Here is a 23,078-nt window from a genome sequence, read left to right as displayed (position 1 = left end):
GCTGTAATTGGGGCTTGCGCAAAGTTAAGATTGATTAAAGGTTGCCTACTTATAATAAGTTTACAAAGATAGCGCTAACGAAAAGAGGAATGCTTCATGCGAATACTGATTGTGGAAGACGAGGTCAACCTGGCCGACGCTTTATCTCAGATTTTGAAAAAGAATAATTACTCCGTGGACGTCGCGCATGACGGTCAATCGGGATTGGATAACGCTTTATGCGGCATCTATGATCTGCTGCTCCTGGATATCATGCTACCGGAAATGGACGGGATTACGGTGCTGAAGACGCTTCGGGAGGAAGGAATCGCAGCCCCGGTGATCATGCTTACCGCCAAGGGAGAAATAAACGATAAGATTACCGGGCTGGATTACGGAGCGGACGATTACGTAGCCAAGCCATTCTCGACCGGCGAGCTGCTGGCGCGAATCAGGGCCGCACTGCGAAGAAGAGGCGAGGTTGTTCCGGAGGACGGCTTGAAGTACGGAGATATCGAGCTCAATACCTCCAACCTGAAGCTGATGTGCAAAGGGAAGGAGCTGAAGCTGATTCTGAAGGAAAGCGAATTGATGGAGCTTCTTATCGTAAGGAAGTCCGCGGTTACTTCCAAAGAGCAGATCATCGAGAAGCTATGGGGATTCGATTCGGACGTGGAGCACAACAACGTGGAGGTCTATATTTCTTTCTTAAGGAAGAAGCTTGTGTTCCTGCAATCCGCCGTGAAAATTAACACGATACGGGGCGTTGGTTACGTACTGGAGGCGACCTCCTGATGTTTAATCGGCTGCGCAACCGGTTTCTGATCGTTAATATGGTGATCATCAGCTTCATTATGATTCTGGCCTTTTCTTCCATTTATACGATTACCTATCAGAATAACCGCAAGACGATGAACGAGGATCTTATTCAAATATCGGAGTTTTACCGCAAGCAGGAAGGTCCCGAGGGCGGCAAGTTCAGCGGCGGCGGTGGCCGTGACGGCCATGGACGCGGGGATATGATGGTTCCCGATGGCAAAATGAAGGCCGGTCCGCCGCCGGAGCGTTCGGTATCTTTTGCGCTAACGACGGATGCCGACTGGAACATTACGAATACGGATTCCCGCTTCGATATGGATAGCGATTTCTACACGCTTGCCGTCAAAGCTGCCTCATCGGGCGATTCGGGCCGCGGCGAGTTTAATCTCGACGGCAACCGCTGGGCTTATGACGTGCAGCAGGTTATGGGGGGTTATTCGGTCGTTTTCCTGGACGTCACGAATCAGCATCAGTTCTTGATGACGCTTCTGTACACGTTCCTTGCCGTAGGCTTCATAATGCTTATCGTTATCTATTTCACGAGCCGTTACTTCGCGAACCGTTCGATTGCTCCCGTCAAGGAAGCCTTCGATAAGCAGAAGCGCTTCATCGCGGACGCCTCCCATGAGCTGCGGACTCCGCTCGCCGTTATTAATACGAATGCGGATGTGCTGCTGTCCAACAACGATGACCTCATCCGCAATCAGGAGAAGTGGCTGCATCATATCAAGTCGGAGACGGAGCGCATGCGGACGCTGACAAGCGATCTGCTGTACCTGACCCAAATGGATGATGCGCGCGAAAATGTGATTTTCGCTCCGTTCAACTTAAGCGAGGCGGTGGAAAGCGTTATTCTGACGCTTGAAGCGGTCATTTTCGAGAAAGACATTGCGCTCAGCTACGATATCTCGCCGGAGCTGACTATCAACGGCAACGTGGAGCAAATGAAGCAGGTAACGCTGATTCTGCTGGATAACGCCATCAAGTATACCAATGCAAAGGGCAAGATCGACCTTACGCTGAAAAAACACGGCAGCGAAGTGGTGCTGAACGTCACCAACTCCGGAGAAGGGATCCCGCCCGAGCATCTGGGCAAAATCTTCGACCGCTTTTACCGTGCCGACGCCTCCCGCTCCCGCAAACACGGGGGCTACGGCCTTGGCCTCGCCATCGCCAAAGCGATCATCGAGCAGCACAGAGGCAAAATTCACGCCAAAAGCGTGCCGGGCGAGACCACTACGTTCTCCGTTCAGCTCCCGGTTGAACGTCACTAGATTGAAGCGGCCGTGCAGGGTTCAGCCTGCGCGGCTGTTTTTTGCTTGTGGGCGGACAACGGAGTCCGCTAAATTTCCGACCGTACACTAACAGCAGCCAAGTCTCCTATTAAGCCAGCCTCCAACCGTTCCCCTAACCATACCTCACCCGCTCCACCAGTCCTTCCTCTCTCCGCAGATCATTTTCGCTGTTATAACCCACTTCTGTGCCTCTAATCGGCCAAATAGCGATACGACGTTTCGTTAGATGCCGTCAGCCCTTTTATATGCGGCGTTCCAAGGTTCGCAAGAATCCTGCAGCTACCCTTCCCGCCCTCCCACACAGATAGGAGGGAGGATTACCCCAGCTCCCCACCCGCCGACGATTCAATCCGCCCTTCATATCCCCAGCCCCCCTCCTCCTTATTTAAGTTTGACTAAAGGTTGCCGCTCTAAGATAACTCCATAACGTTCAGGCAAGATGCCTGCTAAGGAGTTGGTTACTATTTTCCGCACGCGCAAATCCAAAATTCTCACCACTATAGCGGTTATTCTGCTTATCGTAGCAGCCATTCTGTACAAGCTTGCCGACCGGTATCTGATCGAGCATGTCGAGGTGAAGGTAACGCCTAATACATCCATCACGCAGGGGACCAGCACCGGCACCAGCTCTGGCTCCGGAACCAGCTCTAACTCGACCCCGCACTCCGGCACAAGCAGCGGCACCGCCGCCTCCGCAACGACATCCTCGGATGCCGAATACGACGATTGGAATTACAAGGCTGACAACGAGACGATCAGCATCAAGAAGATGGAGACCGGCTCCGGTTCGGACATGATCACTTACTATGTCGCCGACGTCACGTTTAACAGCAAAACGAACCTGCTTGCGGCTTTTGCCAAGGATTCCTTCGGCACCAACATCACCCAGAACACCTCGACCATTGCTGCCAACAACAATGCGGTGTTCGCCATTAACGGCGATTACTACGGCTTCCGCAGCGACGGGGTTGTTATCCGCAACGGTACCGTTTACCGGGACGAACCGGCTCGTATTGGTCTGGCCCTATTTAACGACGGCACGATGAAGTCTTACGACGAGGAAGAAACCTCAACCGACGACCTGCTCGCGCAAGGAGTGACAAACGCCTTTTCCTTTGGCCCGACCCTCGTTACAGACGGCGAAATCGCCGGCGACTTCAGCCATGTGGAGATCGATAAAAACTTCGGCAACCGCTCGATTCAGAACTCGAACCCGCGGACCGGCATCGGAATGATCTCCGCGAACCATTACGTATTTGTTGTCGTTGACGGCCGAAGCACCGGCTACAGCCGCGGCATGACGCTGACGGAATTCGCCGATCTGTTCAAGGAGCTCGGAGCGACGGAAGCCTACAACCTCGACGGCGGCGGCTCGTCCACGATGTATTTCATGGGACGCGTCGTGAACAATCCGCTCGGCAAAGGCAATGAACGCGGCGTAAGCGACATTATCTATATTCCGCAATCTTAAGAATGGAGGCCATAACCAATGACTATACTGATCCCCTCATACGAGCCGGACGAAAGACTGCTCACGCTTATTCATCATCTGAAAGAGGAGACCGAAGGCGCCTCCATTCTGATTGTCGATGACGGGAGCGGCGAGCAATACAAGCCGATCTTCGATTCGGCCGCGGAGGCAGGCTGCACGGTACTCCGGCATCCCGTTAACCAGGGCAAAGGCTGCGCGCTCAAGACCGGCTTCGATTATGTCCGGCAGCATGGCGGCACGGATGGCGTAATCTGCGCCGACAGCGACGGGCAGCATCTTCCGGAGGATATTCTTCGAATAACGGATGCCGTGCGCAAAAACCGCAATCACATCGTACTCGGAAGCCGGCAATTTACCGGCAAAGTGCCGCTTCGCAGCCGCTTTGGCAACTCGGCGACGCGGATGGTCTATGCTCTAGCAACGGGGAAGCCGATACAAGATACGCAGACCGGCCTTCGCGGCTACTCCTCCGAGATGCTCGACTGGCTGTGCCAAGTGCCGGGCGAACGGTTCGAATACGAGATGAACATGCTGCTGGAGGCGCCTAAAGCCGGTTATGATTTTGTAGAGGTGCCCATCGAGACGGTTTATTTGGAGAACAACAAGTCCTCCCACTTCCGCCCGCTTGCGGATTCGGCCAAAATCTATTTCCCGTTCCTGAAGTTCGTCACCTCATCGGGCTTCTCGGCGGTTGTCGATTTCGTACTGCTGTTCCTCCTGCAGTGGATGACGGGAAGCCTGCTCGCATCGGTTATCGGAGCAAGGGTTATCAGCTCAATCTTTAACTTTACGATGAACCGCCGCTATGTGTTTAACGATGGACAAGGGATATCGGTGCAAAAGTCTCTTCCCCGGTATTTCTCTCTTGTGGTCGTCATTTTGGTAGCCAACTACGCCCTCCTGTATTTGTTCCACGAGAGCATAGGAATCCCGCTGTTTATTGCCAAGCTGATGACGGAGGTCTTCTTGTTCGCCTTCAGCTATCTGGTCCAAAGGAAATTCGTTTATTAAGCTACATTGGATCCCGCACAGCGTAACGGAGCATGTTTACCGACATCTCAATCTACATTGGATTCTCTGCAGCATAATGAATCCAACGTAGATCGGGAATCCTTTCCTTTTATCCGGATTTTACTGTAGGCAATCCAACGTACGGTGAAAAATAAAAAGGCCGTCCCAAAACTTGGGACAGCCTTTTTCTAGTTCTTCGCCTTCCGCTGCGACAAAATCTCCGGAATATGAAGCTCCCGCAGAAGCTCCACAATCTCCAGTACGCTGCTCTTGTTAAACTTTTTCAGAATGCTGTTGATCTGCGACTTCAAGGTTGAAGGCTCCACATGGCGCAGCTTGCATATTTCCTGGCGGGTATAATCCTTCATCAGAAGCTCCAACACCTCAAGCTCGGTTGGCGTCAGTTGGGTAAAAATATAAAAGTTATGCAGCAGACTGTCTTCCGTCGTCTTGATTCGCTTGAATTCCTTCGTAATCTTGCCGGCAATATTCGAATGCAGGGACGGCCGGTCGTAATAAGCATCCTTAACCGCCTCGATAATCGATTCGGCCGGCATATTTTTGAGCAAATAGTTGGTTGCCCCTAGCTCGAAAGCGCGAAATACCGTCTCGTCCGTCTCGCATACGGTCAGCATCACAATCTTAATATCCGGCATGTAGTTCAGAATTTCGGACGTTGCCCGAAGCCCTGCTTGTTTATCCTCCAGCTCGATATCCATCAGGATCACATCCGGCTTATTAAGCGCAGCCAGCATCGTGCCCTCGTATCCGCTGGCCGCCCTGCCGACGAATTCAATCTCTTCGTCTTTCGAAAGGATCATCTGATATCGCTTACAAATCAAGGGATCGTCTTCCACAATCAGTACTTTAATGGGCGTGCTCATGCTGCTTCATCTCCTCTCCTGCTTGTCCAATGAAAGTAAAGGAATGACAATATGAAACGCCGTGCCGCTTCCGGCCTTGCTGTCAACGCTGATCTTGCCCCCATGGGCCGCAATAATCGTATGGCAGATCGACAGCCCCATTCCCCAGTTGGTGGCCGTAGGCTTGGACGAATAGAACGGCTGAAAAATATTCGCCAGATTTTCTTCCTCAATGCCGGGTCCGTTATCCTGGATGACCAGCTCGACCCATTTGTTTTTCACGTTGACCCGAATATCGATCTGCCGGGATTTCTCCGGGACGAACTCCAGCGCTTCCGACGCGTTGGTTACGATATTCTCTACCGCTTGGGAGAAATAATAAGGATCCGCCATAATCATCAGCTGCCGCTGGGGTCGTGCGTAATGAACCCCTACCGACTTCAGCTCCGCGCTCATCTCGCCGAGCAGCTTATCAAGCAGATCGAACAAAGAGACCGGCTCCAGCTCGATTCTGGACTTCAGATTTTTCTGATGAATGGCATCAAGGCGAGTATAGACCTTATTGCACCGCTGTTCAATGACCTGCAGCTCCTCCACCAGCTCCGGCTGCTCTTCGCATAAGCTCTCCAGGTATTCCGTCTGCGCCTTAATCGCTAACAGCTCATTCTTCATATAGTGGCTGAATACCCGGGAAGTTAACAGGGCCGAATCGATATTGCGGGAGATAATCGTCTCCTGGTTATTAATCTTGTTCTGGATCCGCGCGTACATGTAGATGCTGTATAGGCTGATAAACAAGCATAACCCCGAGACATACGGCAGCAGGGAATAGATGGACGGGTTGCCTACCAGATTAATCGGCTTGTACCGGACAAAATGCGCCGCCTTCGACACCTGCACCAGAATGTTGGGTGCCCAATAATTCATGTATAAGTATGTTATATGGACCGATACGTACGAGATGATTATCATCAGGATGTTGCTTCGTATAAGGTGGACTTTCGGGGCATTATACAAAGCATAGAGCAGTAAAAGAATGCCCGCCGCAATATACGAGGTATTGAGCGACAGAGTTACCTTATGCATCGTTTCATAGAGCGATTGAATCCGCTGCGCGGACATATAGTCCGGATAAAGCTTATAGTACAGATGCTCGTAGAACACCGGATCATAGATAACCGCCTGCAGGACGCAAGGCAGCGCGACGAGAGCAAGCAGCCATCGGCTGCGTTTAACGCTCAGGTCATAGGCGAAATACAACGCCGAGAGAAGCCCGGTATACAGGAACAATAGCGTGAACAGGTGAAAAATCCGGATAAGCGCCAATCGGGAAATCGGCAGGAACAGCAGCTGGTTTTGCAGTCCTTTTTTGATGCCGAAATACTTATCCATGCTGTTGTAATAATAAGCGTCCTTGCTCATGTACGTAAGGATGCAGGTTACGACAATCAGATAGGACAAGCCCATCAGCAGCATGAACAACGTGGCTTTCGTATATTTTTGTTGGGTCAGGCAGAATACCGCGATGGCAATAAACAAGAGAAACACAAAGAAGATAAACATGGACGCCATCCTTTCGACCAAATCAACCAAATAAAATCTATTTTATTTGATCTTTGCGCAGCTGTAGAGGTTGAAATTTTATACAACCACCTCACTTTATCCTACCGCCCATCCCCAGCAATTCATACGGATTCAGCCCCTTCCTCCTGTTTCAGGCGATGATAAAACTTCAACCTTACCGGATTGGCCGGGCGGATTTACTATAAAAGGACTACAAAGCTTAGGAGGGAACATCACGATGAAAACTCGCAGCTACTTCAGCTTGGCCCTTATTGCCGCTCTTGGCGTAACCGCTGCAGGATGCGGCTCGAACGATACAAATAAGCAAAACAATGCTGCCGGCGGCGGCAAGACGGTTTTGGAATATTACACTTGGACGGACGAAGCCGATTACATGCAGAAGGTTGTCGATACCTTCAACGCGCAGAACAGCAGCATTCAAGTGAAGATGAACACGATCAGCAACAATGCGGATGAGTACAACACGAAGATCATGAACAACCTGACCGGCGGCTCCAAAATGGACCTGTACAGCATGAACGGTACGTCCAGCCTTGGTCTTTACTCTTCCAAAAATCAGCTGATCGACCTGACCGACCGCATCAAATCGGCAAACCTCGACGTTGGCGCTTACGGCCCCAGCTACCAGGACATTGTCGAGCTGCTGACAGACGGCAAGTATTACGCTCTTCCTTACCGGACTTCCGAATACGCCCTATTTTACAACAAAGCCATCTTTGACAAGGAAGGCCTTCCTTATCCGACCCAAATGACCTGGGACGAGTACGCGAATCTGGCGAAGCAGCTGACCAAAGGAGAAGGAACCAGCAAGCAATGGGGCGGTTATTTCGCGGATTGGCTTACGGCACCGCTTGGCGCTCTTCAGAAAGGGACAAACATTCTCGACGACAGCCTGGACGACGTGGGCAGCTGGCTGGACTACCTCGACCGCTTGTATTACAAGGATCAATCCCATATGAGCTATAAGCAAATGAACGGCGAAAGCGTCGACTGGATCAAGCAGTTCGAGAGCGGCAACGTCGCGATGCTGGTCAACGGCGAATGGACCGTCAACATGCTGAAGGCCGATATCGAAAGCGGCAAGACGAACATCAACTTTGACATGGCGCCCCTGCCTCTACCGGAAGGTACAACCGATCCGGTTACCGTAGGCGGCGTGAGCACCTTCATCGGCATTAACCCGGCAAGCAAAAATGCCGACGCCGCGTTCGAATTCGTGAAGTTCCTAACCGGCGAGCAAGGCGAGTCCATCATCGCGCAGTCGAGCGTCCTGCCGGCTTACTCCAGCGACAAAACCAAGGATGCGTTCCTTGGCGCAACCGGCATTCAAGGCAGCGGCTACTTCTTCGAAGCCAATACCGTAATCGAGAATCAACCTGTCGCTCAAATCGACGAGATTAACCGGGTATACAACGAGCAGCGCGACCTGTTCCTGTTCCAGGAGATCGATTCGAAGAAAGCGATCCAGAACTACATGGTGGCCCGCAAGTCCGTTCTCAACAAGTAACACGCAACACGTAATCTAGCTAAGCAATTATCGGCTTCCGCTTCTTCGTGACGGAAGCCGATCTTATTTCAAGGCACGAATTGGCATAAACAACCAGCAAGGAGGTTCTTCCATGACCAGCAGACGACTGCCTCAGTTCAAGCCGTATCTAACGGGGACGCTGTTTATCCTTCCGGCTTTTGCGCTGTTTGCCGTCTTTATCTTAATCCCGCTCGTGTACGGCTTTGTCATGAGCTTCACCGATTACGGCGGCTTTAACGTCAAAGCCAACTACATCGGCTTTGACAACTATGCAAAGCTGTTCAAGGACGATTATTTTATCGTATCCCTTAAAAATAATCTCCTCTACACCGTTCTGTTCGTTCCGTTAACGATGCTGCTCGCTTTGCTTGCGGCTATCGCCCTGAACTCGGTCCTTCATCTGCGCAAATATTTGCGCATGGCCTTTTATTTTCCGCAAATCACGTCGATGGTCTCGATCGCGATCGTCTGGGCATTGCTGTTCAACCCGATGTCCGGGCCAATCAACCATATGCTTGAGGCGATTGGCATCGCCAATCCGCCGCAGTGGCTGATGTCCTCGAAGTGGGCGCTGATCGCCATTGTCGTGGTTGCCGTATGGAAAAGCTTCGGCTACTACATGATTATTTTGCTGGCTGGCATTCAGGGTATTCCGACCCATCTGTACGAATCGGCCAGATTGGACGGGGCGAACCGCTTCAAGCAGTTTCTGTACATTACGCTGCCGTCGCTTTCGCCAACCCTATTTATGGTTCTCATTCTAACGATTATTAACTCCTTCCAGGTGTTTGACCTGGTATCGGTCATGACGGACGGCGGACCGGGCCGTTCCACGAACGTCCTTGTATTCCGCATTTACCAGGAAGCGTTCGTCAACTACCGGATGGGCTATTCAGCGGCGATGTCGACCGTGTTGTTCCTGATTATCATGATTATTTCCCTCATTCAATTCCGGCTCGAGAAAAAATGGGTGACTTACTAAGATGGAAGCGAGGTGCTCATAATGGATGTCCCTGCATCGAAATGGGGTAAGTTCGGCAGTTATTTCTTACTCATCGTGTTAACCGCCTTTTCGATCGCTACGCTGTTTCCGTTCTTATGGATGATTTCGACGTCCCTTCGAACGGACGTGGATCTGTTCAACAATCCGATGAACTGGATCCCCAGCAAGCTGTATCTGAACAATTATCAGGAGGTATGGACGGCGATCCCGTTCGGCCGCTACTTCCTGAACACTCTTAAGTTATCGGTCCTGATTACGATCCTGCAGGTTGTGATCTGCTCGATGGCGGCTTACGCCTTCGCGAAGCTGAAGGTGCCGTTCAAGCAAACGATCTTTATCCTGTTCATGACGAACCTGATGATGCCTTGGCATTCGATCATGGTTCCGCAGTTCACGATTATCAGCAAGCTGGGCTTGTACAACACGCATACCGGTTATGTCCTTATTCAATTATTCAGCGGCTTCGGCATTTTCCTGATGCGTCAATTTTTCCTCAGCCTGCCGAACGAACTAAATGAAGCAGCCCGGGTGGACGGCTTAAACGAATGGAAAATTTTCTGGAAGATCGTCATGCCGCTGTCCGCGCCAAGCCTGTCTACCTTCGCCATCTTCACCTTCACCTTTATGTGGAACGATTATCTGGCACCGCTTATTTACTTGAACGACGATATGCTGAAGACGCTTCAGCTTGGGCTGAAGGCCTTCCAGACCGAGCACACGATGGATTACGGCCTGCTGATGGCCGGCACGGTGTTCGCAACGATTCCGATGGTGATCGTGTTCCTGATCGGAGAACGGTTCTTTATTCAGAGCGTGGCTACGACCGGCATGAAAAACTAATCTAAGAGACGAGGTTATATAAATGACTACAAACCTGAACAACTTTGTGCAAGTGCGCGGCGAGGATTTTGTCGTGAACGGGGAAAAAATCTTCTTCCGGGGCTTTGGCCTTGGCTCCTGGATGAATCTTGAGCATTTCATGATTGGCCTTCCCGGCACCGACACGATGATCAAGAAAGCATTCGGAGAGGTGTACGGCGAGGAACGCGCAGCCAAATTTTTCGACCGCTTCCTGCTGGAGTTTGTGGACGAGAAGGACTTCGAGTTTCTGAAAAGCATTGGCGTGAACCATCTGCGCATCCCGTTCAACTATAAATATTTTATCGATGACCAGAATCCCGGCGTCTACAAAAAAGAAGGCTTTGCCTATCTCGATCATATCGTGAGCCTCTGCGAGAAGTACGGGATTTACGCGATTCTCGACCTTCACTCCGTGCCGGGCGGACAAAATCCGGACTGGCATTGCGATACGAACTCCGGCCTGCCGCTGTTCTGGGAATACGCCGCGCTGCGCGATACGGTCATCAAGCTGTGGGGCCATATCGCCCAATATTACAAGGAACAGCCTTGGATTGCCGCTTACGATATCGTCAACGAACCGTCGCAAGTGACAAACGCGAAGGTGTTTAACGAGTTTTATGAGAAGATCATCGCGGAGATCCGTCAATACGACGAGCATCATATCATCTTTATCGAAGGCAACAAGTTTACGACCGACTTCACCATGATTGATCCGATCGACGATCCGCAGGTAGCGTACGAGTTCCACTTCTACCCGTTTGTGGACGAGCCTGCGGTTCTTACGCCGGAGATGGACCGCGCGCGCCGGAAAGAGATCTTCGCCGAAGCGTTCGGCAAGCTGGTCAGCATCCGCGAGAAATACAAGCGTCCGGTATGGTGCGGCGAGCTTGGCCTGGTATTCGAGCAGGAGCAGATCGACTTCCAGATGACGATTATCGAAGATATGCTCGATCTATGCGAAGAGCATGATGTATCGTGGGCACTCTGGACTTATAAGGATGCGGCAACGATGGGCATTGTTTATCCGAAGGCTGGAACGCCTTGGAGAGAACTAACCGACGAGATCAAGCAGGTGTGGAACCAGCATAAGGAGCAGGAAAAAGGCGAGGCGCTTGTCGACTACATGGCGGCCACCTATTTCAAGCCGATCTCGGCCGAGGAGCGTTACCCGCTTCAATTCCGGATGAGAACGATCATGCAGGCCATCTGCGTAGAGCAAATGCTGAAGCCTTACCTGGCGAAGCGTTCGTGGGAAGAAATCGCCGAGCTTCCGGCTTCCTTCCATTGGGAGAACTGCGAGCATTGGAGCGAACTTGCGGCGTTGATTAAGCAGTATACCAAGGTGTAAGTTTATTAGCGAAAAAAGGGGCTGTCTCACATCGGTGAGACAGCCCCTTTTTAAGGAATCGTCCTTACGTTGAATTTACTCTAACAGCAAAACCCGTTTATTTCGGAAGCTCCGCCCATTTATTCGCCTGTTCCGGAGCCGTGTACGCGGCCATGCGGTCCAGCAGAACGGACGGACTTTCTTCGAAGAGCATAAGCTCCAGATTCGTATCCCGCATAAAGCCCGCCGAGACCGTCTGCTTCAGCATATCGGCTATCGGCTGGTAGAAGCCCTTTACGTTCAGAATGCCAACCGGCTTTTTGTGAATGCCAAGCTGCGCCCAGCTTGCCACCTCGAACAATTCCTCGAAAGTTCCAAGCCCGCCAGGCAGCGCGATATAGCCATCGGACAGCTCGGACATCAGGGCTTTCCGCTCATGCATGTTCCCCACTTCAATAAACTCCGTCAGACCTTTATGCGCCATCTCGCCGATGAACAGGCCGCGCGGCATCACTCCGGTTACCCGGCCGCCGTTAGCCAGCACCGCATCGGCAACAAGCCCCATCAGGCCGATTCGGGAGCCGCCATAGACTAATTCCATTCCTTTGGCAGCCATCAGTTGCCCCAATTGAGTTGCCGCTTGTCCGTACTCCGGACTCACTCCGGCATTGGAACCGGCAAATACGCAAATTTTGTTCATGATAATCCCCCTGCTATTCTTTGCTGTAGCGCTTGCTTAGCTTGTCTTTATGTGCTCTCGGAACTTCCTCCGTCAGGAAAGCCATCCGCTCAAACGGACCGTAACCCGACCAGCCGCGCTCTTTGTAAAAGTCTTGAATCCACTGTTGAAATTCCTGTTCCTTCATGACGACTATTCTCTCCTGCTCCTGTTGTTCAATCTATTATAAACAAAAAAGGGACACCTCTTAAAGTGAGGTGTTCCTCTTCTCCTGCTCCTTACGGAGTGGTTTTGCATTTCGAAATATTAGCTTCCGTATCTCCCATTACGTACAGGTAGGTGCTTAACGCATGATAACAAGGGATGGAATGCTTAATTGGGTATAAGGCGGAGTTAATCTCGAGTCCCGGCTCGAGATGACGGTAACCGGCGATCTCCACCGGTACCTGCGGCACGATATCCGGCTTATTGAAAATGCGGGTATTCGGAATGTTCATCCGCTGGAAGGCATCAACAAAGCTCTTGTCGCCAACGCGGGGGGAAGCGAAGGTTATGAGCTCGACAGCCAAATTTTTGCTTCCTGCGAGAAAGGCATGGAGCGTAGCTAGAGAGCTTCCTAGACTATGTCCGGTTACGAGAAGTCTTGTGCCTTGCGGCAGCGCATCGATGGACGCCATCAGCGTCTCGGAAGGAATGCTCGCGTCCGCGTATTCCACCATCATGCTGCGGTATAGATTCGTAAATCCTTGCTCCGTCTTGCCGCCGTCCGGCACCTCATGGAACGTCTCGAGTATGAATTCGAAGTCCGACAGCCAGTCCAGCGGACTTTCCGTTCCGCGAATCACCACCGCCTGCTGCAGCGGATTGTCCGCGGATCTCGCAATAAAGCCTCCGAATTCCCTTTCCCGCATCTTCTCGAGATGCGGCGTCATCGTCAGATTGGCCACCAGCTCCCAGCCCTCCGGAAAGTCCGCAGGCTTTACCGGCGACAGATGATTCTGCGCGTACATCTCGTAAGCAACCTTAACAAAATGCCCCCACTCTATCAGCTTCTCCATACTAATCGTATTGCTCATTCGTTCAGCTCCCTATACCTGCGAATATGGTCATTCCGCCCTTTAATTCGACAAATAATGGGAAAAACCTCTAGCGATGGTCTTCCAATGAAAAAGGCTGTCCTTGACGGACAGCCCCCTCTTGCTATTTAACCAATACCCATACCCCGGCCTGACCGGGAATTTCGCCTTTGGTCCACCATTTTGCCTTGTACGTGTGTCCTTCGTAGACAACCTGTTCGCCGCCATTATAAGCCTTAGCGCTATTCCAAGCCTGCACGGCAGCTGCCGATACCGGCTTCCATACATCCGAGCTGTCCGGCAGCTCGCCTTGCGTCCACCAGCCCGCTTTATATTCAATGCCGTTGTAGGTCACGATATCGCCGGCCACATAAACTTTCGCGCTGTCCCATGTGCCGGTTCCCGTAGGCGGCGTAACGACGGCCGCCTTGGTCGCAATCGTCAAGACCGCGCTTGCTGCCGAGCGGTTACCCGCCGCATCCACTGCAATAACCGTATACGCGTATGCGGTGGATGCCTTTAATCCGCTGTCCGAATAGGAGGTGGATGCCGTCGTGCCGATCAACAGACCGCCTCTGAACACCTCGTATTTCACAACACCGGTATTGTCGGTGGCCGCTGTCCAGCTGAAGGCCGCTGTAGTGTCCGTTACATTGCCGGCTGCAAGTGCCGCCGGTCTGGTTGGAGCCTGCGTGTCCGGCGCCGGCGTTGCGGCAGGCAGCGTACTTGCCGATACCGGCACGCTGGCCGCCGAGCGGTTACCTTTGTTGTCTACTGCCGCAATCGTATACGAATAAGACGAATTCGCCGGCAATCCGCTATCCGTATAGCTGGTTCCTGCCGAGGTGCCAACCACTTTGCCGTCACGGCTTATTTCGTAATTTTTAATTCCCGCAGAGGCCGTCGACGCCGACCAGGACATCGTAATGCTGCTGTCCGTATGGCCGGAACACCATACGCTGTCCGGGAAGTTAGGCAGCACAACCGGGTCCGGATCCGGAGTCGTTGTTCCTCCGCCTTGCGTCAAATTGACGTCAATCGCCTGATAGAAGGCATTAACCGTATCGCCGATTTCCCATACGCCAAGAATAATGTAGTAGCCTGTCCGATCCGTCGGTACCTTGCATTTATGCGTAACCGTCATCTCCGGCTTCTTCATTCCGCCGTCTACGGTACAGAAGGGCTTCGCTTCCAACTGGTCGCGAGTGAGCGGCTTGTTCGGATCCCAGCCGATCTTCGTAATGTAATAGTCCCATTTCTCCGTCATATGATTGGCCGTGAAGTTCCAGGTAAACGTATTATCGCCACCCTTCATGTCCACCTTCTTCCAGCGGCCTTCGGACTGGGCGTCCAGCTCGGTATATTTGCCCGCTCCGGCAATCTTGCCGTCAGCCGGACCTTCTGCGGGGAATCCGCCGATGCCCTCTACGCTTTGCGGCTCATACTGAATCGCTCCACAATCCTTGTTGGTGCCTTGGCTGCAGAGCAGCGTCCGGCTGGCAGGCGAAGAAATGTAGCCGTGGGCCGATGCTTTGTCCGCGATGGCCAGCATGCAGAGCAGCCCGAGCAGTATAAAGCTGAACAGAATGGCCAGTTTGCCTCCTACCGATTGTCTCGTTATCGTCATGTCGATTCTCCTCGTTTCATTGGATGAAATAACCGGTTCCAATAATAAACAATTGTCTAATAATCAGCCAGATTCCAAAGACCCGGAGGATTATTCTCTTCGACCCGCAGGTTGGATTGCTCCTGACAGAGGGGGAATACGCCAAGAGTCTCACCTTTCGAATCGATTTCGCGATATTCATCCATTAATGCATATTTCAGGAAAATAAAATGCGACTATACAATAGTCCCAGCTCATCTGTTGTCTCCGCTTTTCATGCGTCGGTCATCCCATTTTGCTTTCGCGTTCCCATGTCAAAGATCCCTCCTGCCGGCAGGCGGAGGGACCTTGTTTCATTGCTTTTCGAGTTACCGGTAGCGGTTCAGCAGCCCGGCTAACCGGTCCCGGACCGCTTCCCGTAATTCTTCGGGGCCTTTCAGAGCTGCTTCATATCCAAGTCCAATCAGAAATTCGGTATAAAAGGGCATGTCCCCACGGGATACATCCGCATCAATGCTGCCGCTCCCGTCTTCCCGGACCTGCAGCATCGGGGCCAGCCATAGCTCCGCTTCGCAGCGCTGGACTCCGGCCCGGCTGAGCTCCACTTGCAGACGGACCGGATTCTCGGGCATAACGGCCTCCTTGCGGCTTAATCGGATTTCGCCAAGGTCGCGCTTTTCCGTACCGGAGGTATCCTCCGAAGCAGTCCGGATCCGGTCGCAGCGGAAGACGCGGAAGCCCTCGCGCAGGAAGCAATACGCCGTGCAATACCATAAGCCGTTATGGGCGTAGATGCATACCGGCTGGATTTTGCGGCAGCCCGCCTCGCTGTCCTTCGTTTCGTATTCGATATCAAGCACCTTCTGATGCACCGCCGCATCCAGCAGCACGGACAAGCAAGGCGCATCGCCGCGCCTGGTTGGCGTAATGAAATCCACCCGGTGCTTCATGCTGTCGATCCGGTCCCGCACGTCGCCGGGCATATGCAGATAAAATTTGTTCAGCGCCGAGACGGATTCCCCCTCAAACGGCAGCGAGGAGTAATGCCGCAGCGCATGCACCGCAAAGAACATCGCCACGGCCTCCTCTTCCGTAAACGCAATAGGAGGCAGCACCCGCTCCCTTAATACCTGATAACCTCCATGCGGCCCAACCTCCGAATATAAAGGCACGCCCAGCTCGCTGAGCTCCTGCAGATCCCTTAGAATCGTCCGTTTCGAAACGCCAAACTCATCGGCCAGCTCCTGTACCTTGAATCGCCGCTTACGGTTAACCGTCATCATCAGTTCCATAAGCCGTTTGGATTTGGGCATTCTTCTTATCTCCTTATTCAATATCCATGACAGAATATGTCACTATTATCCGTTACGATAAGGGCATCAGGCAATACCACCGCTAAAGGAGCGATAAAAATGCTTAAATACTCCATTCTGTTTTTCCTCGTTATGTTTATGATTGGCACCGACACGTTTCTTATTTCTCCGCTGCTTCCTACGCTTCAGGCAGAATATGGCGTATCCACCGGCATTGCCGGCTGGATGATTGGCGCCTACACCTTAGGCTCGGCTTTGTTCGCGCTAATCTCCGGCCCTTTGTCCGACGGCTGGAACCGCAGAACGGTCATGATCTGCGGGCTGACCGCCTTCTCCGTTTCAACCGCCTTATGCGGTTTCGCGGACAGCTACTGGATGATGCTTCTGTTCCGTTTCCTCGCCGGAGTCAGCGCTGCCTTCACCGCTCCGCAGGTATGGGCCTCCATTCCCGCCGTTATGCCTCCGCAGCGGATTGCGAAGACGATGGGCATCGCCTTTGGCGGACTGGCCGCGGCCCAAGCGCTTGGCGTTCCGATCGGCAGCTGGCTGGCCGCGGCCGATTGGCCCGTCCCGTTCTGGAGCATCGGCGCATTTTCCCTGCTTCTTGCGGTGGCCGCCTTCCTGCTCCTCCCCCATATGAAGCCTGGCAGCCAGTCGCGCGCTTCGATCTTCAGCCGGTATATGCCGTTAATCACGAACGGAAGAGCAAGAGGCGGCTTTCTCGCTTACCTGCTGCTCCATCTGGGAAGCGGTACGGCGATGGCTTTTATCGGTAAATGGATGGCTGATCATTTCGAGCTGTCCATCGGCGGAATCGGCAACGTCATGATGGGACTTGGATGCGGCACCTTGCTCGGGAGCGTCATCAGCTCCACGGTTATTCGCAGGCTTGGCAGCACGCGGACCGTAACCGCCGGCATGGTCTTGCTAGCCCTTCTGTATATCGTTGGCCCGCATGCCGGCCTATCGCCCGCGGTGATGATCTATTTCGTTATCTTTACCGTTCTCGGCGTTATTTTCCCTCTTGTTATGGGCCTTCTTACTGCCCTTAATCCATCGATCCGGGGAACCATTTCCAGTCTCGCCAACTCGACCATGAACGGCGCGAATACGCTTGGCGCCTGGCTGGCCGGACTATTGTACGTTCATTTTGCCGGTTATGCGTCCATCGGTATTTTTTCCGCGGTATGCCTCGTTCTCTCTCTTGTCGCATTCCGGCTCGGCGGTCTTGTAACAAGCGCAGGCTCGGAGGCAAAGCAGCAATCGAAGCCTGCCTGAGCGCAGGACAAAACATGCCCCCCGCCAACACCATCGGTTAAAAATAAATGGAGAGTCAGCGCCGCAGCTGACTCTCCTAATCTTTTAAAGGAGTTATCGCGGAGAAGGAGTACGTTCCGTCTTCCCGCCTGATATAACGAACCGTGTATTTGTGATCGATTTGAACGGTATTCCATACGCTCTCCTCCAAAATAATTTTATCCACGCTTTTCAACCTTTTCTTGTCGGGGTAAGCCATCATAATCCAGTACTGCCCATCCTCCCCCTCGCCTTTATCGATTACCTTTACGTTTACGGCGAACGTACCCCTTCCCTGCTCCTTAGAAGAACAAGCCCCCAGCATCAAACCGGCCAGGAGAAGAATTGCGGCGCATAAACAGACATTTCTCATGCTCCACCTCATCCCTATTCTCCTTTATGCATACGAGTAGACGAATACTCTAAGACCTCCGCCCGAGAAAAGAACCTTCTTCAGGCCTCGCGAAATCTAGCCGCGGGTCCATTAATGCCTGTAAGTCCTTTCCAGTAAATTAAAGGTATACATTTACGGGAAGGGACGAGGATAAAATGCAAAGCTATGTAAATCAAGCAACGACGCAGAAGCCGAGGCTGTTCGAGGGGGAAAAATGGCTTGTTCTGACCGGTCTTCTTGGATTTCTTCTAGCGGCGATTTGCGGGGTATGGGTGCTTGCGAACGGAGGGGAGGTCTCACCCGGAGGCGATGTTTCAAAAGCTTTTTCCTTTGATGCGGCCCTTGGCGCTTTTATTCTATCCACCGCCGCAATTGCGCCATTATCGGGATTGAAGGAGCGAAGCCGGGCGCTGTTCCGGAGGGTGTACATCGGGCTTGCTCTTTACTCCTATGGGGCGGAGACGATTCAAAACTTCCGCGGCGTTAATCCGAGATTCGTTGACAGCGATTCGTTCTTCGACCAAACGGTCGGCAATATCTTTACGTTTGTTGCCCTGTTTCTCGTTTTGTTTTATTTGTACCTTGGCATTCAATTCTTCCGCTCGAGGGCCTATAAGCTTCGGCCCGAGATGGCGCTGGGCGTGCGTTATGCCATGATCGCCGTCACCGTATCGTTTGCCGCAGGCATCTGGATCTCCATGAACCAGGGCAGGTTTATCGGCGCGGACGGCAATATTATCTGGCTGCACGGGCTTGGCTTCCATGCGCTTCAGGCCGTGCCGATTGTCGCTTGGCTAGTCGAGCGTTCCCGCGCCAAAGCCTCTAGCCTGATTCATATGACCGGCATCACTTATCTGCTTGGCTTAATCGCGATCGGATGGCAGACGTTGAACGGTCACGCCCTAATGGAGTGGTCGCTTCTGCCAATAGCCGCAAGCATCTGCTTTATTCTTTCGATCGCGGCCGGCGTGGCTGCGCTGCGCAAGATGCTTCTTTCCGGTTCGCGTCCGAACAGCGGCAACCGGAACAGAGCTGCACGCTTTTAGATCATAAATAAGGGAGCTGCCGCGCGGGCCGCTCCCTCTTCTCTTACCGCCAATCGATGTGAGGCCCCTTCTGCAGCTGAAGCGGTATCCCCAGCTCCTTCGAGGCTGCCAGGAGCAGTTCCTTGCAGAAATAATATCCTCTATGATACACAATCCGATCCTTGTCGAATTCGTACTCGTGAATATCGTGCAGTTCAAGCCCCTGCGGGGTCTCCGCCTGAACAACAAATACCTGCCTGCCCCATAGCCATGCCAGCGAGACATGCAGAACAGGTCCTCTATACCGAAGCGATCCCTCGAGCATCTCTCTCTTGGAAAATTCCTGAAAGCCCGGTTGCGCATCGTTATGAATAGAGTCGCCAAGCATTTGAAGGAGAGGAACCGCCTCTCCTTCCCTTAGTGCTTGCAGCAGCTCCATCAACAGGGGATTCGCTTTCTCATCCTTGTCCGTCCTTCTCGGCTTAGGTGTCTCGTTGCGCAGCTGACGAACGGCTACCCGTGCACGATGCAGCGCGGAATAGACCGAACCTTCCGTCATGCGAACCATTCCCGCCACGTCGGACGCGCTAAAGCCAAACGCTTCCATGAGCAGGAATACCGCAATCTGGCGCGGAGGCAGATGCTGCACCAGCGTTTCAACCGCTTCAATTGTCTCCAGGGGATCGGCCGCCGCTGCCGGTTCGATTGCTTCCAGCTCCGCGTAATGATCTAGCTGCACCCGCCTTTTCCGGAGAGTGTCCATCCTCGTGTTTGTCGCAATCCGGAACAAATACGATTGATAGGCGATCGGATTCCAGATTTGCGTCATAGTGGCAAAAGCCTTCAGCATCGTCTCCTGAAACAGGTCTTCCCCCTCCCAAGGGGATCCCGTTAAATACCGGCAATACCGCCATAAGGACTGTTTATGCGGCAGCACCAGCTCTTCAAACTTCTTATGCGCAGCGCGGGTTTCCTCGGCTACGGTTATCGCGAAGTCAGACACCAAATCTCCTCCTGAAAAAAAATATCGCAGTTGCTTCGTAGGCATCTGCTTAAGCATTCTCGTATAGTAAGACGTATCTTTGAAGCGGAATCATACGGGCGTTTTATCATTTTTTTAGAAAGTTTTTAGAGCCCCTAAACATCCTCCGGCTATACTGGGGTCATCAACCCCTAAGGAGAGTTCCGATGAAAAAAAGCTGGTGGATTCTGCTGTTGCTGTCTGTCGCCATAATGCTGCCGTTTGTTATCCCGTACCTTACTTTAAATCCGGCAAGCAGCCGTATTGAAGTTTCCTCAAGGACGATTCAATTTCCTGCCTTGGTCAGCCATATCATTCTAGCCTTTATAGCCATGCTAGCGGGATTTCTGCAATTTCACCGCACGATGCGGCGGAACAAGCCGTCCCTGCATATCCTTCTTGGCAAAGTATACGTAGGCTCGGTATTCCTAAGCGGCGGTCTTGCCCTTATCGTGTCCTGCTACGAACCCGACTTCGGCCGTACGTTATCCTTCCTCTTCCTCGATCTGCTGTGGCTGATCACGACGGCAATGGGTTACCGTTCTGCCACAAAAAAGGACTGGCAGTCGCATAAGCAATGGATGATTCGCAGCTTCGCCATGACTTTAACGGCCGTCAGCGCTAGAGCCTTGGTGCCTCTCTTGATCCTTCTGTACCTGCTTCTGCACCGGTTCGCTCTGCCGGGCGGCCGTATGGGAATGATTGAAGAGGTGCTGGACAATAACATATGGGCTGCCCTTATCCTAAACTTTGGTATCGTAGAGTGGTTCATCCGCCGGCCGAAGCGCGAGCAAGTTTCATTATAATCGATTATTTCCAACCGTTGGAATAAAAGGTATGCCATACTAGGATTATCCCAATAACGGTGGTGGTCAATATGAACTTTACGATCCGAAAATTAAGACAGCCCGAAGACTTTCAGGCCGTAGCGCCTCTGGTCAATCTGGTATGGTCGGAACCAACAACGGCAGAACGGCTGCAGGAGGATGAAGACAAAATCCCCCCGGGCCAGCTGCATTATAACGAGCAAGGCGAGCTAATGGGCTGGGACCGTCCTAAATGGGTAGCCGAAGACGAGAACGGACAAATCATCGCTTACGCCATAGCCTGGCGTGCGCCTTGGACGGAGCCCGGCGCATTGATCCATACGTTAATCGTCCATCCGGAATTCCGCGGCAAAGGCGTTGGCACTGCCATATACGGCTCCCTTCATGCCTGGGCGCAGGAGGTCAAAGCTTCACGCCTGATGAACTACAACATGAAGGAGACGGACGAAAGGTCTCTTGCTTTTGCGGAAAAGCATGGCTATAGCAGGGAGCGGTTGTCCTTCGAGTCCGTGCTTGATCTGCGGGAGTATACTGCGGATGAGCAGCTGCTTGCTTCCATAAGCAATGCAGAGCGTGCCGGTATACGCTTCGTTACGTTGGCGGAGGAACCGGGCGAGGACAATGAACGCAAGCTGCATGAGCTTTATCAAATTACGCACCACGATATTCCCGGCTATTCGGGTGATTACCCCTGGTTTGAGGAATGGAGAAAATGGACCCTCGAACTGCCCGGCGTTCGTCCGGAATGGGTTCATATCGCCAAGGACGGCGAACGCTACGTTGGCGTTGTAAGCCTGCAGCATAACGAGCAGACCGGGGCCATGTACCACGAATACACGGGGGTGCTGCCGCAATACCGCGGCCGCCGGATAGCGCTTGCCCTGAAGCTGCTTGGCCTGCAATCCGCCAAGGCTGCCGGCGCTCCTTATCTACGGACGCATAACGACTCGGCCAATATTCCCATGCTGCGCGTCAACCGGGATCTGATGGGCTTCCGCGCGGAGCCGGGCAGCTACAAGATCGTTTGTACGCTGTGACATGACAAAAAGCGGTTGTGACCGGGGTTCCCCCCTGCACAACCGCTTTTCATTCTAAATCGTGTTTTTATAATCCTGAGCCTTCTCCTCCAGCTGATAAGCGGATTCTCCAATCCGGGCAAACTCGCCAACCGCCCTCCGGGCGCGCTGCTGGCTTTCCAGGATCATCGACTGCGACCGGTGCATTCCCTTCGCCATATTTCCAACCTCGGCCGCAATCCCGGCCAGATTGGCCTGGACGGCCTTGGCCGCTTCATCCGCCTGCTTGGCCAGCTTGCGAACCTCTGCAGCAACCACGCTGAAGCCCCGGCCATGCTCGCCGGCATGCGCGGCTTCAATCGCCGCATTCAAAGCCAGCAGATTCGTATGCTTGGCCACTTCCCGGATAATATGAATCGTGCTTCGCACGGACTCCGTCTCATGCTCCAGCGCTCCAAGCACCTTCATGTTCCCGCTTGATTCCAAGGCCACGCTTTCTATGGTCTGCTCGATCTGTCTGCTTCCGGCAATCCCTTCCTCCGTCCGTTCCAGCAAATCCTGCGCCATCCGTTGCAGTTCATCCGTAAGCTTTGCCGCGGCGTTTTCCCTCTCGGTAATATCCGTCGCAACCTTAAGAATTCCTTCTACGCGTCCTTCGGCGTTAAGCACCGGCATATAAGTAGCCTCGAACCATAATAACCGGCCGTCCTTGGATACGCGCGAGATTTTTTCCTGGAAAATCCGTCCGCTCCGGAGATTGTTCCAGAGCTCCCGGTAACCGGGACTGTTCGCGAACTCGGGCGTACAAAACTGCCTGTGCATGAGGCCCGGCATTTCGTCCGCTTCGTAACCCATCGCCCGGGCGAAATTATCGTTCGCCCACAGGACTTTCCCGTCCGTACTTAGTTCAATCATAGCCAGCGACTTCTCCATTGCCGCCAGAACGAAATGCATATCCAATACTTGAGAACTGGAATGCCGATCTTGGGATACCGTAAGCATCGGATCACCTTCTACTTCCAATGTATAATTTACGTATAATATTTTAGTTAAAATTATACAT

At 52.8% G+C, this 23,078-nt stretch carries 22 protein-coding genes; 12 read left to right on the top strand and 10 right to left on the bottom strand.

The window, feature by feature from the left end; all coding sequences use genetic code 11:
• Positions 1 to 96 precede the first annotated feature (96 nt).
• The 4 genes from CFI03_RS04030 to CFI03_RS04015 all read left to right on the top strand — a co-directional run bounded on the left by CFI03_RS04030 (position 97) and on the right by CFI03_RS04015 (position 4,596).
• Complete coding sequence (locus CFI03_RS04030; RefSeq protein ID WP_248756519.1) at positions 97 to 774, top strand: response regulator transcription factor; 678 nt, start codon at positions 97 to 99, stop codon at positions 772 to 774.
• Positions 774 to 2,072: a sensor histidine kinase gene (locus CFI03_RS04025; protein ID WP_248756518.1), complete on the top strand. Its 1,299-nt coding sequence runs from the start codon at positions 774 to 776 to the stop codon at positions 2,070 to 2,072. The genes CFI03_RS04030 and CFI03_RS04025 overlap by 1 nt, the downstream gene beginning before the upstream one ends.
• Before the next feature lie 475 nt (positions 2,073 to 2,547).
• Positions 2,548 to 3,564, top strand: a complete 1,017-nt coding sequence (locus CFI03_RS04020; RefSeq protein WP_248756517.1) for a phosphodiester glycosidase family protein — start codon at positions 2,548 to 2,550, stop codon at positions 3,562 to 3,564.
• 18 nt (positions 3,565 to 3,582) lie between these two features.
• The gene (locus CFI03_RS04015) at positions 3,583 to 4,596 is read left to right on the top strand and encodes a bifunctional glycosyltransferase family 2/GtrA family protein (protein WP_248756516.1); all 1,014 of its coding nucleotides are present in this window, start codon (positions 3,583 to 3,585) and stop codon (positions 4,594 to 4,596) included.
• A 188-nt stretch (positions 4,597 to 4,784) separates the two neighbouring features.
• Here CFI03_RS04015 and CFI03_RS04010 read toward each other — a convergent pair whose 3' ends face one another.
• Positions 4,785 to 5,480 carry a response regulator transcription factor gene (locus CFI03_RS04010; protein WP_248756515.1) on the bottom strand — a complete coding sequence of 232 codons (696 nt, stop codon included), beginning with the start codon at positions 5,478 to 5,480 and terminating at the stop codon, positions 4,785 to 4,787.
• Between the two features lie 6 nt (positions 5,481 to 5,486).
• On the bottom strand, positions 5,487 to 7,022 hold the full coding sequence (locus CFI03_RS04005) for a sensor histidine kinase (RefSeq protein WP_248756514.1): 1,536 nt from the start codon (positions 7,020 to 7,022) through the stop codon (positions 5,487 to 5,489).
• A 238-nt stretch (positions 7,023 to 7,260) separates the two neighbouring features.
• On the opposite strand from CFI03_RS04005, the gene CFI03_RS04000 reads away from it, so the two are divergent.
• From CFI03_RS04000 to CFI03_RS03985, 4 genes are all read left to right on the top strand, one after another.
• On the top strand, positions 7,261 to 8,550 hold the full coding sequence (locus tag CFI03_RS04000; RefSeq protein WP_248756513.1) for an ABC transporter substrate-binding protein: 1,290 nt from the start codon (positions 7,261 to 7,263) through the stop codon (positions 8,548 to 8,550).
• Positions 8,551 to 8,662: 112 nt separating this feature from the next.
• Positions 8,663 to 9,553: a carbohydrate ABC transporter permease gene (locus tag CFI03_RS03995; protein ID WP_248756512.1), complete on the top strand. Its 891-nt coding sequence runs from the start codon at positions 8,663 to 8,665 to the stop codon at positions 9,551 to 9,553.
• A gap of 21 nt (positions 9,554 to 9,574) precedes the next feature.
• Positions 9,575 to 10,414 (top strand): carbohydrate ABC transporter permease, encoded by an 840-nt coding sequence (locus CFI03_RS03990; RefSeq protein WP_015847649.1) that lies wholly within the window; start codon positions 9,575 to 9,577, stop codon positions 10,412 to 10,414.
• A 22-nt stretch (positions 10,415 to 10,436) separates the two neighbouring features.
• Positions 10,437 to 11,783 (top strand): glycoside hydrolase family 5 protein, encoded by a 1,347-nt coding sequence (locus CFI03_RS03985; protein ID WP_248756511.1) that lies wholly within the window; start codon positions 10,437 to 10,439, stop codon positions 11,781 to 11,783.
• Between the two features lie 97 nt (positions 11,784 to 11,880).
• Here the strand turns inward: CFI03_RS03985 and CFI03_RS03980 are convergent, their stop codons facing one another.
• The 5 genes from CFI03_RS03980 to CFI03_RS03960 form a co-directional block, all read right to left on the bottom strand.
• Positions 11,881 to 12,462 carry an LOG family protein gene (locus CFI03_RS03980; protein WP_248756510.1) on the bottom strand — a complete coding sequence of 194 codons (582 nt, stop codon included), beginning with the start codon at positions 12,460 to 12,462 and terminating at the stop codon, positions 11,881 to 11,883.
• Positions 12,463 to 12,475: 13 nt separating this feature from the next.
• On the bottom strand, positions 12,476 to 12,628 hold the full coding sequence (locus tag CFI03_RS03975) for a hypothetical protein (protein WP_248756755.1): 153 nt from the start codon (positions 12,626 to 12,628) through the stop codon (positions 12,476 to 12,478).
• Positions 12,629 to 12,719: 91 nt separating this feature from the next.
• Positions 12,720 to 13,517, bottom strand: a complete 798-nt coding sequence (locus tag CFI03_RS03970) for a lipase family protein (protein WP_248756509.1) — start codon at positions 13,515 to 13,517, stop codon at positions 12,720 to 12,722.
• Positions 13,518 to 13,641: 124 nt separating this feature from the next.
• Positions 13,642 to 15,144, bottom strand: a complete 1,503-nt coding sequence (locus CFI03_RS03965) for a lytic polysaccharide monooxygenase (RefSeq protein WP_248756508.1) — start codon at positions 15,142 to 15,144, stop codon at positions 13,642 to 13,644.
• A gap of 347 nt (positions 15,145 to 15,491) precedes the next feature.
• The gene (locus CFI03_RS03960; RefSeq protein WP_248756507.1) at positions 15,492 to 16,436 is read right to left on the bottom strand and encodes a helix-turn-helix transcriptional regulator; all 945 of its coding nucleotides are present in this window, start codon (positions 16,434 to 16,436) and stop codon (positions 15,492 to 15,494) included.
• Between the two features lie 99 nt (positions 16,437 to 16,535).
• Here CFI03_RS03960 and CFI03_RS03955 point away from each other — a divergent pair, with 99 nt between their 5' ends.
• Complete coding sequence (locus CFI03_RS03955; protein WP_248756506.1) at positions 16,536 to 17,714, top strand: MFS transporter; 1,179 nt, start codon at positions 16,536 to 16,538, stop codon at positions 17,712 to 17,714.
• A 76-nt stretch (positions 17,715 to 17,790) separates the two neighbouring features.
• On the opposite strand, the gene CFI03_RS03950 is transcribed toward CFI03_RS03955, so the two are convergent.
• Positions 17,791 to 18,105 carry a hypothetical protein gene (locus CFI03_RS03950; RefSeq protein ID WP_248756505.1) on the bottom strand — a complete coding sequence of 105 codons (315 nt, stop codon included), beginning with the start codon at positions 18,103 to 18,105 and terminating at the stop codon, positions 17,791 to 17,793.
• A 176-nt stretch (positions 18,106 to 18,281) separates the two neighbouring features.
• Here CFI03_RS03950 and CFI03_RS03945 point away from each other — a divergent pair, with 176 nt between their 5' ends.
• Complete coding sequence (locus CFI03_RS03945; RefSeq protein WP_248756504.1) at positions 18,282 to 19,172, top strand: hypothetical protein; 891 nt, start codon at positions 18,282 to 18,284, stop codon at positions 19,170 to 19,172.
• Positions 19,173 to 19,215: 43 nt separating this feature from the next.
• Here CFI03_RS03945 and CFI03_RS03940 read toward each other — a convergent pair whose 3' ends face one another.
• Positions 19,216 to 20,154, bottom strand: a complete 939-nt coding sequence (locus tag CFI03_RS03940; protein ID WP_248756503.1) for an RNA polymerase sigma factor — start codon at positions 20,152 to 20,154, stop codon at positions 19,216 to 19,218.
• A gap of 185 nt (positions 20,155 to 20,339) precedes the next feature.
• On the opposite strand from CFI03_RS03940, the gene CFI03_RS03935 reads away from it, so the two are divergent.
• Both CFI03_RS03935 and CFI03_RS03930 read left to right on the top strand, forming a co-directional pair.
• Positions 20,340 to 20,978, top strand: a complete 639-nt coding sequence (locus tag CFI03_RS03935) for a DUF2306 domain-containing protein (RefSeq protein WP_248756502.1) — start codon at positions 20,340 to 20,342, stop codon at positions 20,976 to 20,978.
• A gap of 71 nt (positions 20,979 to 21,049) precedes the next feature.
• Positions 21,050 to 22,036: a GNAT family N-acetyltransferase gene (locus tag CFI03_RS03930; RefSeq protein WP_248756501.1), complete on the top strand. Its 987-nt coding sequence runs from the start codon at positions 21,050 to 21,052 to the stop codon at positions 22,034 to 22,036.
• 54 nt (positions 22,037 to 22,090) lie between these two features.
• Here the strand turns inward: CFI03_RS03930 and CFI03_RS03925 are convergent, their stop codons facing one another.
• Positions 22,091 to 23,017, bottom strand: a complete 927-nt coding sequence (locus tag CFI03_RS03925) for a methyl-accepting chemotaxis protein (protein ID WP_248756500.1) — start codon at positions 23,015 to 23,017, stop codon at positions 22,091 to 22,093.
• Positions 23,018 to 23,078 lie beyond the last annotated feature (61 nt).

The sequence above is a fragment of the Paenibacillus sp. ATY16 genome (assembly GCF_003399985.2).
Taxonomy (GTDB): Bacteria; Bacillota; Bacilli; order Paenibacillales; family Paenibacillaceae; genus Pristimantibacillus; species Pristimantibacillus glycanilyticus.
The sequence above is the reverse complement of the archived record's forward strand: the minus strand, read 5'-3'. Positions and strand labels throughout refer to the sequence as shown.